This window comes from Rhizobium leguminosarum (genome assembly GCF_002953715.1).
Taxonomy (GTDB): Bacteria; Pseudomonadota; Alphaproteobacteria; order Rhizobiales; family Rhizobiaceae; genus Rhizobium; species Rhizobium leguminosarum_V.
Map to the genome: position 1 here is coordinate 3,982,396 of NZ_CP025012.1, position 13,215 is coordinate 3,995,610.

The following is a 13,215-nucleotide window of genomic DNA, read 5'->3' on the forward strand; positions in this document are numbered from 1 at the left end:
TATAGACGCGCGGCACTCTAATGACTGTTACGAAATCCTGAGCTGGCTCTCGGGATCGAAGAAGACGGCCTTGTCGAGATTGAATGCGAGGCGGGTGTTTTGTCCTGGCGCGATGCCGGTATCGGCGCGCAGGCGGGCGACGACGGATTTGCCGCCGAGCTTGGTGACGGCGAAGGTATCGGATCCGGCCGGTTCGACCACCTCGATCAGGCAATCGCCCTCGGTCAGCGAGCGCGCCTTGCGGTCGGCGCCATCGGGATCGGTCAGCGCCTCCGGGCGGATGCCGAAGATCACCTGTTTGCCGGTATAGGCGGTCAGGCCGTCATTGCCTGATATGACCGGCAATCTCAGCGGGGCGGCATTCGGCCGTTCCAGCGAGACTTCCAGCCCGCCGGCGCCGTTTTCGACGGTGGCGGTCAAGAGGTTCATCGCCGGCGAGCCCATGAAGTCGGCGACGAAGATATTGGACGGGCTGTTATAGATCTCGGCCGGCGTGCCGAACTGCTGCAGCACGCCATCCTTCAGCACGGCGATCTTGGTCGCCAACGTCATCGCCTCGATCTGGTCATGGGTGACATAGACGAAGGTGGTGCCCATGCGCTGATGCAGCCGCTTGATCTCGGTGCGCATGTCGACGCGCAGCTTGGCATCGAGATTGGAGAGCGGCTCGTCGAACAGGAAGACCTGCGGATTGCGCACCAGCGCCCGCCCCATGGCGACACGCTGGCGCTGGCCGCCGGAGAGCTGGCTCGGCTTGCGGTCGAGCAGATGGCCGATCTGCAGCATGTCGGAGACTTGGCCGATCGCCTTGACACGCTCCTCCTTCGGCACGCCGCGGATCTCCATGCCGAAGGCGATGTTGCCCGCCACCGTCATGTTCGGATAGAGCGCGTAGGACTGGAACACCATGGCGATATCGCGCTTGGAAGGATGCAGGCCGCTGATGTCGCGCCCGTCGATCTTGATATCGCCAGACGTGATCGTCTCCAGCCCGGCAATGGTGTTGAGCAGCGTCGACTTGCCGCAGCCGGACGGGCCGACCAGCACGAGAAAGCCGCCCTTTTCGAGTTCGAGGTCGATCCCCTTGAGAATGTCGACGGCGCCGAAGCGTTTTCTGAGACCGGAGATTTCGAGGAAGGCCATGGATTACCCTTTGACAGCGCCCGCCATCAGACCGCGCACGAAGTAGCGGCCGGCGAGGATATAGACGATGAGCGTCGGCACGGCTGCGATCATCGCCGCCGCCATGTTGACATTGTATTCGACCACCCCGGTCGAGGTGTTGACGACATTGTTCAGCGCCACCGTCATCGGCATGGATTCACCGGTGCCGGCATAGGCAGATGCAAACAGGAAGTCGTTCCAGATATTGGTGAACTGGTAGATGACGGTGACGACGATGATCGGCAGCGAGTTCGGCAGCATGATGCGCCGGAAGATCTGGAAGAAGCTGGCGCCATCGACCTGGGCGGCGCGCACCAGTTCGGTCGGAAAGGCCTCGTAGAAATTGCGGAAGAACAGCGTCGTGAAGCCGAGGCCATAGACGACATGGACGAAGACCAGATTGACCGTCGGATTGCCGAAGCCGAAGTTCCAGCCCGTGGCGTTCTGCAGCGTCATGCCGAAGCGGCCGAGACTGCCGAGGATCGTCGCCATCGGCAACAGCACCGACTGGAACGGGATGAAGCAGGCAAACAGCATCAGCCCGAACACCAGCGTGTGGCCGGGAAAGCGCCATTTGGTCAGGACATAACCGTTCAACGCCCCCATGATGGTGGAGATCGCGACAGCCGGCACGACCATCTTGATCGAGTTCCAGAAGTAACCCTTGATGCCGGCGCAGGTGAGCCCGACGCAGGTCTCGCCCCAGGCCTTGATCCAGGGATCGAAGGTCGGCGATTGCGGCAGCGCCAGCATGTTGCCGTTCTGGATCTCGTCCATGGTCTTGAACGAGGTCGTCAGCATGACGAAGAGCGGCATCAGATAGAGGACGGCGAAGACCAGCAGCAGGCCGTAGATGACGGTGCGGCCGATCCAGCGGGTGTTGTTGCTGTTCTGCGAGGTTGCTATCGGAGAGGTCACGCTGCTCATCGCGCCTTCTCCTTCAGTTCGGAATAGAGATAGGGAACGATGATCGCCGAGATCGTCATCAGCATGATGATGGCGCTGGCCGAGCCGACGGCCATCTCGTTGCGCTTGAAGGTGTATTCATACATGAAGTTCGACGGCAGCCAGGCCGAGCCGCCGGGGCCGCCCGAGGTCAGCGCCACCACCAGGTCATAGGACTTGATCGCCATATGGGCGAGCACGATGAAGGCGGAGAGAAAGATCGGCCGCAGCAGCGGAATGACGATGCGCCGATAGAGCTGGAATGGCGAGGCGCCGTCGATCTGGGCCGCCTTCATGATCTCGCCGTCGATACCGCGTAAGCCCGCCAGGAACATCGCCATGACGAAGCCCGACGCCTGCCAGACGCCGGCGATGACGACGGTGTAGATGACGAAGTCCTTGTTCTTGATCCAGTCGAAGTGGAAGCTTGTCCAGCCAAAATGGTGCAGCGTCTGTTCCAGCCCGAGGCCGGGATCGAGGAACCATTTCCAGGCAACGCCTGTCACAATGAAGGAGAGCGCCATCGGATAGAGGAAGATCGGCCGGAGCAGACCCTCGCCGCGGATCTTCTGGTCGAGCAGGATGGCGAGGAACAGGCCGAGCGCCAGGCAGATGCCGATATAGAGGAAGCCGAAGATCGCCATGTTGGTGATCGAGGTGTACCAGGAAGACGGTGGATCGCTCTCGAAGGTCCAGCGCCACAGCCGCTGATAGGCGCGTGCGCCGGTCAGCGCATAGGAGGGGAATGTCTTGGAATTGGTGAACGACAGATAGGCCGTCCAGACGATGAAGCCATAGACGAAGATGATGGTGATGACGAAGCTGGGCGCCAGCACGATCTTCGGCAGCGCATCCTGCAGCCGGCCTCTCAACGAAATCCCCGTCGATTGCCTCGGCGTCAGAACCGGATCGGTGGTCGCAACGGTGCTCATGGAATGTCATCTCCTGCCTGCATGATCGTCCGGGCAATCGGCCCCGCATGATCATCCCTGCATGATCGGCGCGGAGCCTGAAGCTTCCCCGCCAGCAGGCGGGGAAGCATTTGTCATCACACGTGATCTCAGCGGGCGTCGTCGATCGCCTGAACGAGCTGCTTGACGGCTTCGTCGGAGGTCTTGATCTGGCCGTGGACGAACTTCGAGACGACATCCTTATAGGCATTGGCGATCGCCGGCGGTGCGCCATAGCCTTGCGCCAGCGAGCCGAACAGCGTGCCGCCTTCATTGGCTGCCTTCAGGTCGGCGATGCCCTTCTTGCCGCAAGCGTCGAAGTCGGTATCGGGAACGTCGGTACGCGCCGGCACCGATCCCTTGACGACGTTGAAGGCAGACTGGAAGCTCTTCGACAGCGTTGCCGTTGCCAGCGCCACCTGGGCCGCCTTGCGGTCGTCTGGGACGTTGAACATGCCGAACATGTCGGAGTTGTAGACCACGCTGCCGTCGGTGCCGGGGAAGCGGTAGCACAGGAAGTCGGTATCCGGCGTCTTCTTGGCGGCGACGAATTCGCCCTTGGCCCAGTCGCCCATCACCTGCACCAGCGCGTCACCCTTGATGACCATGGCGGTCGCCAGGTTCCAGTCGCGGCCCGAGAAGTTCGGGTCGACATATTTGATGATCGTGGCGAGGTTATCGAACGACTTCTTCATCGTGTCGGACTTCAGCGATTCCTCGTCGAGGTCGTTGAAGGCCTTCTTGTAGAACTCCGGACCGCCGGTCGACAGCACGATGGAATCGAACATCGTCGCTTCCTGCCAGTTCTGGCCGCCAAGGGCGAGCGGGATCACGCCGGCGGCCTTGGCCTTGTCGAGCAGCGCGATCAGCTCGTCGAAGGTCTTCGGCTGGGTGCCGCCGATCTTGTCCATCACAGCCTTGTTGATCCACAGCCAGTTGACCGAGTGAACGTTGACGGGGGCTGCGACCCACTTGCCGTCATAGACCGAGAACTTCTGCAGCGCTGCCGGAACCGACTTGTCCCAGCCTTCCTTCTTCGCCGTCTCCGTCAAATCGCCCATGACGCCAGCCTGGGCATAATCGAGCACGGTATAGCCCAACATCTGCGAAGCCGTCGGATAGGTGCCGGCCGCAACCATCGCCTTCAGCGCCGTCATCGCCGCATCGCCGCCACCGCCGGCAACCGGAACGTCCTTCCAGGCAAACCCCTCCTTCGAAAGATCCTGCTTCAGAACGTTCAGCGCCGCGGCCTCCCCACCAGACGTCCACCAGTGCAGCATCTGCACTTCCTTCACGTCGGCGGCGTGGGCAGCACTGAGGCCAGCCATCATCACGACAGCAATAGCTGCCGAGCTCAAAAACTTGCTCATGAATTTCCTCCCGTTTGCAAATCGGCGGCGGGACCCTCCCTGCCGCCCGATGCTTCCCGCCATTGCAGCGGTCAGCATACGGCCGCACTCCTCCGCGCGGTTGACAATTTAAAACGTTATAACCCTCCCGTCGTCAAGCCCTTTCTCGACTCCCGAGAAAAATATGGTTATTTCCCTAAGTTACTGAATATAATTCATATTTAATTCGTGACTAACAGAACGTTAAAATTTAAAACGTTTTCATTCGTCGATTGCGCGCCGGATTCATCGTGTTATGGTATCGGCAATTCCAGCATGGAAAGCCAAGGGTGACCGAACCGTCCGGGCCGCAGCGCGGCGAAAATCTCGATATCACGCATAAGCGCGGCAAGCCGACCTTGCGAACGATCGCCACGATCGCCGGCCTTGCGGTGACGACGGTGTCACGGGCGCTTTCCGATGCGCCGCAGATTTCGCTCGAGACCCGTCAACGCGTGCACCGCATCGCCCGCGAGATCGGCTATCTCCCGGACCGGGCCGCGCAGCGCCTGAAGACAGGCCGCACCAATGTCATCGCCATCCTGCTCGATTCGCACGAGGAAGTGGTCGGTTTCAGCACCTCGATCATGTACGGCATCGCCAAAGCGCTGAAAGAGACCTCCTACCATCTTGTCGTCGCCCCGAACTTCCTGTCGACGACCGATGTCGAGGCCGCCGAATACATCATCCGCAATCACCTCGCCGACGGGCTGATCTTCACGCGCACCGAACCGCTCGATGCCCGCGTCCGCCTGTTGCTCGAGACCGGCTTTCCCTTCATCTGTCATGGCCGCACCGAATTTTCGACGCAGCACCCCTATGTCGACTACGACAATTTCACCTTTGCCTATGAGGCGACGCGCCGGCTGATCGCCAAGGGCCGCAAAAAGGTGGCGGTGATCCTGCCGCCGAAACGGCTGACCTTCTGCCAGCATATCCTGCATGGCTTCATGACAGCGGTGCGGGAGGCAGGCATCACCTATGAGATCCCCGAGGCGGTCGATCTCGATACCCCGGCCGGCGTGCTGCGCGGCTTCATTAGCAGCCGCGCCGATGCCCCGGATGCTCCTGATGGCTTCATCTGCCCCGGCGAAGTTTCGGCGCTTGCCGTCATCAGCGGCATGAGCGATGCCGGCCGCATACTGGCCGTCGATTACGATATCGTTGCCAAGGAGACGTCCCGCCTTCTCAGCCAGTTACAGCCGAAGGTCGACACGATCCACGAGGATCTGACGGCGGCCGGCGAGGATCTGGGACGCATGCTGCTGCAGCGCATCAGCGATCCGGATGCCGAGGATCTGCAACTCCTGCTGCCACCGCAGATCAACTTTCCGATCGGTTAGGGGCTATCCCGCTGTGGGGAGCGTTGGCATCAGACCCCGAAGCCATGAAAACCGCCGTGAAATCAACGTCATCTCATCCCTCAATCACACTCACGCTTCAAAACTGTTTCCATGGCGCGTGATTTGTCCTAGAAGCACCGCCTAATCCGGTCGCAGCCCACCCGGTCAAAACAAGGGATCCAAAATATGAAAACCATCGTCGTCTGCTCCGGCGGACTGGACTCCGTTTCGCTTGCCCACAAGGTAGCGACGGAAAAGCAGCTTATCGGCCTGGTCTCCTTCGACTACGGCCAACGGCATCGCAAGGAACTCGACTTCGCCGCCAGATGTGCCTCACGGCTCTCCGTTCCACATCATATTATCGACATCGCCAGCATCGGCGGTCATCTCAGCGGATCGGCCCTGACCGACAATGTCGAGGTTCCCGATGGCCACTACGCCGAGGAGACCATGAAGGCCACCGTCGTGCCGAACCGCAACGCCATCATGCTGGCAATCGCGTTCGGTCTGGCTGCCGCGCAAAAAGCCGATGCCGTCGCCGTCGCCGTGCATGGCGGCGACCACTTCATCTACCCGGACTGCCGACCGGGCTTCATCGATGCTTTCCAGCGCATGCAGAACGAAGCGCTGGAAGGTTATGCCAGCGTGAAACTGCTTGCCCCATACGTCGATGTTTCTAAAGCGGCGATCGTGGTTGACGGCGCGAAACACGGCACTCCGTTTTCAGAGACCTGGTCCTGCTACAAAGGTGGCGAACTCCACTGTGGGCGCTGCGGAACCTGCGTGGAACGCCGCGAAGCTTTCCATCTTGCCGGTGTTCCCGATCCCACGGCGTACGAAGATCGGGATTTCTGGAGAGCAGCCGTGTCGCGATACTCGGCCACGGAGGTGCGTTGATGTACCGCATCACCAAGGAGTTTCATCTCTCCGCCTCCCATCAATTGGATCACCTGCCTGCCGACCATCAATGCGCTCGGCTTCACGGTCACAACTACATCGTCATCGTCGAGCTGGCAGCGGAAAGCCTGAATGATGATGGCTTCGTTCGTGACTATCACGACCTCTCGCCGCTCAAGCGCTATATCGACGAAACTTTCGACCATCGTCACCTGAACGACGTCTTCGGCCATTCGAAAGTCACCTCCGAGTTCCTGGCAAGGCACTTTTACGACTGGTGCAAGCAGCGCTTCCCGGAGACATCGTCCGTTCGCGTCAGCGAGACGCCGAAAACCTGGGCGGAGTACAGGCCGTGAGCGTGGGGAGCATTCGCGTCAGCGAGATCTTTGGCCCGACCATACAGGGTGAAGGTGCCTTGATCGGGCTGCCGACGGTGTTCGTGAGGACAGGTGGCTGTGACTATCGGTGTTCCTGGTGTGACAGTCTTCACGCGGTCGACAGCGCGTTCCGGGATCAATGGATTCCCATGTCCACTGAGGCGGTCTGGCATAAGGTCACGGAACTCTCTGGAGGCAAGCCACTGACGGTTTCCCTTTCCGGAGGCAATCCGGCGATACAACCCTTGAGGCCACTGATCGAGCTCGGCCATTCCCAAGGATACCGCTTTGCACTGGAAACACAGGGAAGCGTGGCCCAGGCCTGGTTTCGCGATCTCGATATCCTGGTCATCAGCCCCAAACCGCCATCAAGCGGAATGCTGACGGACTGGGGCCAGGTGGATCACTGTCTTCAACTGGCCTCCGGCGAACCGGAGGTCGCATTGAAGATTGTCGTCTTCGACGATACCGACTACGAATTCGCCCAACGGGCGGGTCAGCGCTATCCCCAAATTCCCTTGTTCCTTCAGCCCGGCAATCATACACCGCCGCCGCCCGATGACGATGACGCCCGCATTGATATCGACGGCGTGATGGATCGGATGCACTGGCTTGTCGCAAAAGTAACAGCCGACCAATGGTTTACAGCCCGCGTGCTACCACAACTGCATGTGCTGCTTTGGGGAAACAAGCGAGGAGTATAAGTTTCTAGCGCTCCGGAAAGGCGAAAACATCGACGGGCTCTCCAAGCCCGCGCAGCGGGAATGTGCCGAGGCTGTCCATGTCCTTCGCGCAGTCCGCCATTTCGACAAAGGCCCGCGACAAGAGCACCGGCCGCTTGACCTCCTTGGTCAGGGTTTCCAGCCGCGAGGCGACATTGACCGCCGGACCGATGACGGTGAAATCCAGCCGCCGGCGCGAGCCGATATTGCCGTACATGACGTCGCCGACATGCACCCCGACGCCGTAGCGCAGCGGTTCGCGTCCGTTGCCCGCATATTGCTGGTTCAATTGCGCCATCAACGCCTGCCCTTCGCGGATCGCCTGCAGCAGATCGTGACAGGCCGTGTCCTTGCTCAGCGGGAAGATCGCCAGCAATCCGTCGCCCATGAACTTCAGGATCTCTCCGCCATGCCGTTCGATCGGGTCCGACATGGCGTCGAAGTAATCGTTGAGCAGATGGATGACATCGTCACGCGGCCAGAGATCGGAGATCGCCGTAAAGTCGCGCAGGTCGCAGATCATGATTGCCGCACCGACGGTCGCGCCGCTGCCGCGCGTCGTGACGCCCGCCAGGATCTGTTCGCTCGCATGCGGTCCCACATAGGTCTGCAGCAGCGTGCGCGCCATGATGTTCTTCAGCCGGATTTCGCTGACGAGCGTTAGGGCCGGCAGCAGGTCGCGCAGGAAATCGACATGCTCGCTCGTAAAGCCGCCCGGCCGGCTGGTAGAAAATGTCGCGACGTGCCGTTTGCCGAAAGTATGCTCGACTGGCCAGGCGATATACTCCGTGAGGCCATCGTCGCGCAGTTCCTGATAGAATGAATCCTCGTCGCCGTCGGCTGTGTCTTCCAGCTGTTTGCGTACCTCCTCCGCACCCTGATGGATCGCATTGACGGGACTCTTCAGGAACTCTGGCGTAATTTCGATACCATAGGCGAAAGTGTTGATCGTTGCCTCTGCCAGGCCTTCCTTCCAGAGGATGCGGGCGCCTATCCATTGCGGATGGTTCGTCCTGAAATGCAATGTCGCCCGCGCCACCGGCACCCCTGCCGCCAGCAGCTTCTCGCACATGTCCACCAGGATATTGTCGATGAACCGCTCACCGCGCGTCTCGTTCACCAGCCAGTCGAGAATCCGTCTTCTGCGGATCGGCCAGACGCCTTCGCCCGCCTCGACGGCAGTCCCGGCCTTGTTTGAAATGGATTGCATCAAAAACTCCCGCTACGCCACATCATTGGCGAGGACCGAATTTATTTCCGCTGAATGTGGGCGATGAGAGAGCAAATGATAAGAGGCAGACTGCAATCAACCCTCAGAAATCCCAGTCATCGTCCTCGGTCGCCACAGCCTTGCCGATGACATAGGAGGAGCCGGAGCCGGAGAAGAAGTCGTGGTTCTCGTCGGCATTCGGCGAAAGCGCTGACAGGATCGCCGGATTGACCTTGCAGGCCTCCGCCGGAAACAGCGCCTCATAGCCAAGGTTCATCAGCGCCTTGTTGGCATTGTAATGCAGGAATTTCTTGACGTCCTCGGTCAACCCGACGCCGTCATAGAGCGCCTCCGTATATTTCGCCTCGTTGTCATAGAGCTCGAGCAGCAGCTCAAAGGCGAAATCCTTGATCTCCTGCCTTCTCTCCTCGCCGAGGCGTTCCAGCCCACGTTGGAACTTGTAGCCGATATAATAGCCGTGCACCGCCTCGTCGCGGATGATCAGCCGGATCATGTCGGCCGTGTTGGTGAGCTTCGCCCGGCTCGACCAGTACATCGGCAGGTAAAAGCCGGAATAGAACAGGAAGCTTTCGAGGAAGACGCTCGCAACCTTCTTCTTCAACGGATCGCCGGAGCGATATTGCTCCATGATCAGCGCTGATTTCCGCTGCAGGAATTCGTTTTCCTCCGACCAGCGATAGGCATCATCGACATCGGGCGTCGAGCACAGCGTCGAGAAGATCGAGGAATAGGAGCGCGCATGCACCGCCTCCATGAAGGAGATGTTGGAAAGCACCGCCTCCTCATGCTGCGTCGCCGCATCCTCCATCAGCCGGATGGAACCGACGCCGTTCTGGATCGTGTCGAGCAGCGTCAATCCGGTAAAGACGCGGATGGTGAGCTGCTGCTCGACCGGCGTCAGCGTCGCCCAGGAAGGAATGTCGTTGGAAAGCGGCACCTTTTCCGGCAGCCAGAAATTGCCGGTGAGCCGGTTCCAGACTTCGAGATCCTTGTCGTCCTCGATGCGGTTCCAGTTGATGGCACGCACGCGGGAAGTAGGTTTGATTTGCATGTTCATAAGGTTGGTCCTTTCGGGCGTCAGCGTCTGCATGGCGAAGGGAACTGCGGAACCCCTCCCGCTTCTTGCAGCGCCAGCGGCAATCAAATCACAAGGTACAGGATACGCAGCCCTGCACCTCGGTGCCGGACAGCGCCATCTGGCGAAGGCGGATGTAGTAGATCGTCTTGATGCCCTTCTTCCAGGCATGGATCTGCGCCTTGTTGATGTCGCGCGTCGTTGCCGTGTCGCGGAAGAACAAGGTCAGCGACAGGCCCTGGTCGACATGCTGGGTCGCCGCAGCATAGGTGTCGATGATCTTCTCCGGCCCGATCTCGTAGGCATCCTGATAATAGTCGAGATTGTCGTTGGTCATGAACGGCGCCGGATAATAGACACGGCCGATCTTGCCTTCCTTGCGGATCTCGATCTTCGAGACGATCGGATGGATCGAGGAGGTCGAGTGGTTGATATAGGAGATCGAGCCCGTCGGCGGCACCGCCTGCAGGTTCTGGTTATAGAGGCCGGAGGCCATCACCGCCTTCTTCAACGCGGCCCAATCTTCCTGCGTCGGAATATGAATGTCCGACGTCTCGAACAGCGCCCTCACCGTCTCCGTCGCCGGCTCCCAGAGCCGGTCGGTATATTTGTCGAAATAGTCGCCGGAGGCATATTTCGAGTTCTCGAAGCCCTTGAAGCTCGCGCCGCGTTCGACCGCCAAAAGGTTCGAGGCGCGGATCGCGTGATAGGTCACCGTATAGAAATAGATATTGGTGAAATCGACGCCTTCCTCAGAGCCGTAGAAAATCCGTTCACGGGCGAGGTAACCGTGCAGGTTCATCTGGCCGAGGCCGATCGCATGGCTCTCGTCATTGCCCTTCTCGATCGAGGGAACCGAGGAGATGTGGCTCATGTCGGAAACGACCGTCAGCGCCCGGATCGAGGTCTCGATCGTCTTGCCGAAATCGGCCGAATCCATTGCCGCCGCGATATTCAGCGAGCCGAGATTGCAGGAAATATCCTTGCCGAGATGTTTGTAGGAAAGGTCGTCATGATACTCGCTCGCCTCGCTCACCTGCAGGATTTCCGAGCAGAGATTGCTCATCGAAATACGCCCGGCGATCGGGTTCGCCCGGTTCACCGTGTCCTCGAACATGATGTAGGGGTAGCCGCTCTCGAACTGGATTTCGGCAAGCACCTGGAAGAATTCCCGCGCCTTGATCTTCTTCTTGGAGATGCGGGCATCATCAGCCATCTCGCGGTACTTTTCCGTCACCGAAATCTCGGTGAAGGGCACGCCATAGACGCGCTCCACGTCATAGGGCGAGAACAGATACATATCCTCGTTGTTCTTGGCGAGCTCGAAGGTGATATCGGGCACAACGACGCCGAGCGACAGCGTCTTGATGCGGATCTTCTCGTCGGCATTTTCGCGCTTGGTGTCGAGGAAGCGCATGATATCGGGATGATGGGCATTGAGATAGACGGCACCCGCCCCCTGGCGCGCGCCGAGCTGGTTGGCGTAGGAGAAGCTGTCTTCGAGCAGCTTCATGACAGGGATGATGCCCGAGGACTGGTTCTCGATATGCTTGATCGGCGCGCCTGCCTCGCGGATATTCGTCAGCGACAGCGCCACGCCGCCGCCGCGCTTCGACAATTGCAGCGCCGAATTGATCGACCGGCCGATCGATTCCATATTGTCCTCGACGCGCAGCAGGAAGCAGGAAACCAGTTCGCCGCGCTGCTTCTTGCCGGCGTTGAGGAAGGTCGGCGTTGCCGGCTGGAAGCGGCCGGAAATGATCTCGTCGACCATGTCGCGGGCAAGGGCCTCGTCGCCGCGCGCCAAGGCTAGTGCCACCATGCAGATGCGGTCTTCGTAGCGCTCGAGATAGCGCTTTCCGTCGAAGGTCTTCAGCGTATAGCTGGTGTAATATTTGAAGGCGCCGAGGAAGGTCGGGAAACGGAATTTCTTGGCATAGGCGTGGTCGAACAGATCCCGCACGAAATTGAAGGAATACTGGTCGAGAACCTCCTGCTCGTAATAACCCTCGGTCACGAGGTAATCGAGCTTTTCCCTCAGATTGTGGAAGAACACCGTGTTCTGGTTCACATGCTGCAGGAAATATTGCTTGGCAGCCATTCGATCCTTGTCGAGCTGGATCCGCCCCTCATCGTCATAGAGGTTCAGCATCGCGTTCAGCGCGTGATAGTCGAGCGTTTCCGCTGCCTTCGGCGGCCTTTCCCCCGCGGGCTGAGCAAAAGTGTGATGCGGTTTTGCGCCCGCATCCCGCGTCAAGTTTGTTGCCGTGTCCAAAATCGTTCCATTCCGAGTTTGACCTTGGCGACGTCGTCCTCGGTGCCCATGAGCTCGAACCGGTATAGGTACGGCACCTGGCATTTCTGCGAGACCACGTCGCCGGCGAGCCCGTATGTCTCGCCGAAATTGCTGTTGCCCGCGGCGATCACGCCGCGGATGTGTCCTCGGTTTTCCGCATCGTTGAGGAAACGGATCACCTGCTTGGGAACGGCGCCCTTGCCGCCGTCGCCGCTATAGGTCGGCACGATCAGCACGAAGGGTTCGCGGATATGGAACGCGTCTGCGCCACCTGGCGGAATGCGCGCCGCGCGCAGGCCGAGCTTGGCGACGAACCGATGGGTGTTCTCGGATCGGCTGGAATAATAGACGATCAGGCCCATCGCTTGTCCTCAGGTCAGGAGAGCGCACTGATCATGTCGGGGCGGAAGCCCGCCCAGTGCTGCTCGCCGGCGATGACCACAGGCGCCTGCATGTAGCCGAGGCTGCGGACGCGATCGAGCGCTTCGGCATCCTGCGAGATATCGACGATGTCATAATCGACACCCAGGCGGTCGAGAGCGCGGTAGGTCGCAGTGCACTGGACGCAGGCAGGCTTGCTGTAGACGGTAATGGTCATGATATTCCTCGTGACGACGCGATTGGACGCAGGACATCGATCGGAAATCTGTCGATATCCGTCGAAAAATTCTCTGATGATGTGAGCGATGCGGCTGTTTAGCCGCTGGGCGTACTCCGCCCTCTACCTCGAGCGGGTGGCGGCCTGAACTGAGATACTGACATGACTTCACCCCGAAGTGGCTCAATGCGAAGGTTTCGGGGGCGGAGGTTCGGGCCTGCGAAACGCG

The 13,215-nt window shown here is 59.9% G+C and carries 13 protein-coding genes; 4 read left to right on the forward strand and 9 right to left on the reverse strand.

Translation table 11 applies throughout. The annotated features are described in order from the left end of the window. Window positions 1–27: 27 nt before the first annotated feature. From CUJ84_RS19815 to CUJ84_RS19830, 4 genes are all read right to left on the reverse strand, one after another. Window positions 28–1,143, reverse strand: a complete 1,116-nt coding sequence (locus CUJ84_RS19815; protein WP_105007461.1) for an ABC transporter ATP-binding protein — start codon at window positions 1,141–1,143, stop codon at window positions 28–30. 3 nt (window positions 1,144–1,146) lie between these two features. Beyond that, window positions 1,147–2,091, reverse strand: coding sequence for a carbohydrate ABC transporter permease (locus tag CUJ84_RS19820; RefSeq protein ID WP_105005731.1), 945 nt, complete (start codon window positions 2,089–2,091; stop codon window positions 1,147–1,149). Then, window positions 2,088–3,041, reverse strand: coding sequence for a carbohydrate ABC transporter permease (locus CUJ84_RS19825; protein WP_105005730.1), 954 nt, complete (start codon window positions 3,039–3,041; stop codon window positions 2,088–2,090). The genes CUJ84_RS19820 and CUJ84_RS19825 overlap by 4 nt, the downstream gene beginning before the upstream one ends. A 128-nt stretch (window positions 3,042–3,169) precedes the next feature. Next, complete coding sequence (locus CUJ84_RS19830; protein ID WP_105007462.1) at window positions 3,170–4,429, reverse strand: ABC transporter substrate-binding protein; 1,260 nt, start codon at window positions 4,427–4,429, stop codon at window positions 3,170–3,172. Between the two features lie 308 nt (window positions 4,430–4,737). On the opposite strand from CUJ84_RS19830, the gene CUJ84_RS19835 reads away from it, so the two are divergent. The 4 genes from CUJ84_RS19835 to queE all read left to right on the forward strand — a co-directional run bounded on the left by CUJ84_RS19835 (window position 4,738) and on the right by queE (window position 7,768). After that, a complete protein-coding gene (locus CUJ84_RS19835; RefSeq protein ID WP_105007463.1) occupies window positions 4,738–5,790 on the forward strand; it encodes a LacI family DNA-binding transcriptional regulator in 1,053 nt (350 codons plus the stop codon). A gap of 186 nt (window positions 5,791–5,976) precedes the next feature. Continuing rightward, window positions 5,977–6,687 carry a 7-cyano-7-deazaguanine synthase QueC gene (queC, locus tag CUJ84_RS19840; protein ID WP_105007464.1) on the forward strand — a complete coding sequence of 237 codons (711 nt, stop codon included), beginning with the start codon at window positions 5,977–5,979 and terminating at the stop codon, window positions 6,685–6,687. Next, a complete protein-coding gene (gene queD, locus CUJ84_RS19845; protein ID WP_018446446.1) occupies window positions 6,687–7,043 on the forward strand; it encodes a 6-carboxytetrahydropterin synthase QueD in 357 nt (118 codons plus the stop codon). Before queC ends, queD begins: the two co-directional genes overlap by 1 nt. After that, window positions 7,040–7,768, forward strand: coding sequence for a 7-carboxy-7-deazaguanine synthase QueE (queE, locus tag CUJ84_RS19850; protein ID WP_105007465.1), 729 nt, complete (start codon window positions 7,040–7,042; stop codon window positions 7,766–7,768). The genes queD and queE overlap by 4 nt, the downstream gene beginning before the upstream one ends. Window positions 7,769–7,772: 4 nt before the next feature. Here queE and CUJ84_RS19855 read toward each other — a convergent pair whose 3' ends face one another. From CUJ84_RS19855 to nrdH, 5 genes are all read right to left on the reverse strand, one after another. Beyond that, a complete protein-coding gene (locus CUJ84_RS19855) occupies window positions 7,773–8,996 on the reverse strand; it encodes an adenylate/guanylate cyclase domain-containing protein (protein WP_105007466.1) in 1,224 nt (407 codons plus the stop codon). 103 nt (window positions 8,997–9,099) lie between these two features. Next, window positions 9,100–10,074 (reverse strand): class 1b ribonucleoside-diphosphate reductase subunit beta, encoded by a 975-nt coding sequence (nrdF, locus tag CUJ84_RS19860; protein ID WP_105008253.1) that lies wholly within the window; start codon window positions 10,072–10,074, stop codon window positions 9,100–9,102. Window positions 10,075–10,162: 88 nt separating this feature from the next. Continuing rightward, the gene (nrdE, locus tag CUJ84_RS19865; RefSeq protein ID WP_105007467.1) at window positions 10,163–12,367 is read right to left on the reverse strand and encodes a class 1b ribonucleoside-diphosphate reductase subunit alpha; all 2,205 of its coding nucleotides are present in this window, start codon (window positions 12,365–12,367) and stop codon (window positions 10,163–10,165) included. Further along, window positions 12,346–12,750 (reverse strand): class Ib ribonucleoside-diphosphate reductase assembly flavoprotein NrdI, encoded by a 405-nt coding sequence (gene nrdI, locus CUJ84_RS19870; RefSeq protein WP_105007468.1) that lies wholly within the window; start codon window positions 12,748–12,750, stop codon window positions 12,346–12,348. Before nrdI ends, nrdE begins: the two co-directional genes overlap by 22 nt. Before the next feature lie 14 nt (window positions 12,751–12,764). After that, window positions 12,765–12,986, reverse strand: coding sequence for a glutaredoxin-like protein NrdH (gene nrdH / locus CUJ84_RS19875; protein WP_018243700.1), 222 nt, complete (start codon window positions 12,984–12,986; stop codon window positions 12,765–12,767). Between the last annotated feature and the right edge of the window lie 229 nt (window positions 12,987–13,215).

Coding starts and splice junctions, on each gene's coding strand:
- CUJ84_RS19820 (WP_105005731.1), bottom strand. CDS start 2,091: ATGAGCAGCGTGACCTCTCCGATAGCAACCTCGCAGAACAGCAACAAC.
- CUJ84_RS19825 (WP_105005730.1), bottom strand. CDS start 3,041: ATGAGCACCGTTGCGACCACCGATCCGGTTCTGACGCCGAGGCAATCG.
- nrdI (WP_105007468.1), bottom strand. CDS start 12,750: ATGGGCCTGATCGTCTATTATTCCAGCCGATCCGAGAACACCCATCGG.
- nrdH (WP_018243700.1), bottom strand. CDS start 12,986: ATGACCATTACCGTCTACAGCAAGCCTGCCTGCGTCCAGTGCACTGCG.
- queC (WP_105007464.1), top strand. CDS start 5,977: ATGAAAACCATCGTCGTCTGCTCCGGCGGACTGGACTCCGTTTCGCTT.
- nrdF (WP_105008253.1), bottom strand. CDS start 10,074: ATGAACATGCAAATCAAACCTACTTCCCGCGTGCGTGCCATCAACTGG.
- queD (WP_018446446.1), top strand. CDS start 6,687: ATGTACCGCATCACCAAGGAGTTTCATCTCTCCGCCTCCCATCAATTG.
- CUJ84_RS19815 (WP_105007461.1), bottom strand. CDS start 1,143: ATGGCCTTCCTCGAAATCTCCGGTCTCAGAAAACGCTTCGGCGCCGTC.
- CUJ84_RS19830 (WP_105007462.1), bottom strand. CDS start 4,429: ATGAGCAAGTTTTTGAGCTCGGCAGCTATTGCTGTCGTGATGATGGCT.
- CUJ84_RS19855 (WP_105007466.1), bottom strand. CDS start 8,996: ATGCAATCCATTTCAAACAAGGCCGGGACTGCCGTCGAGGCGGGCGAA.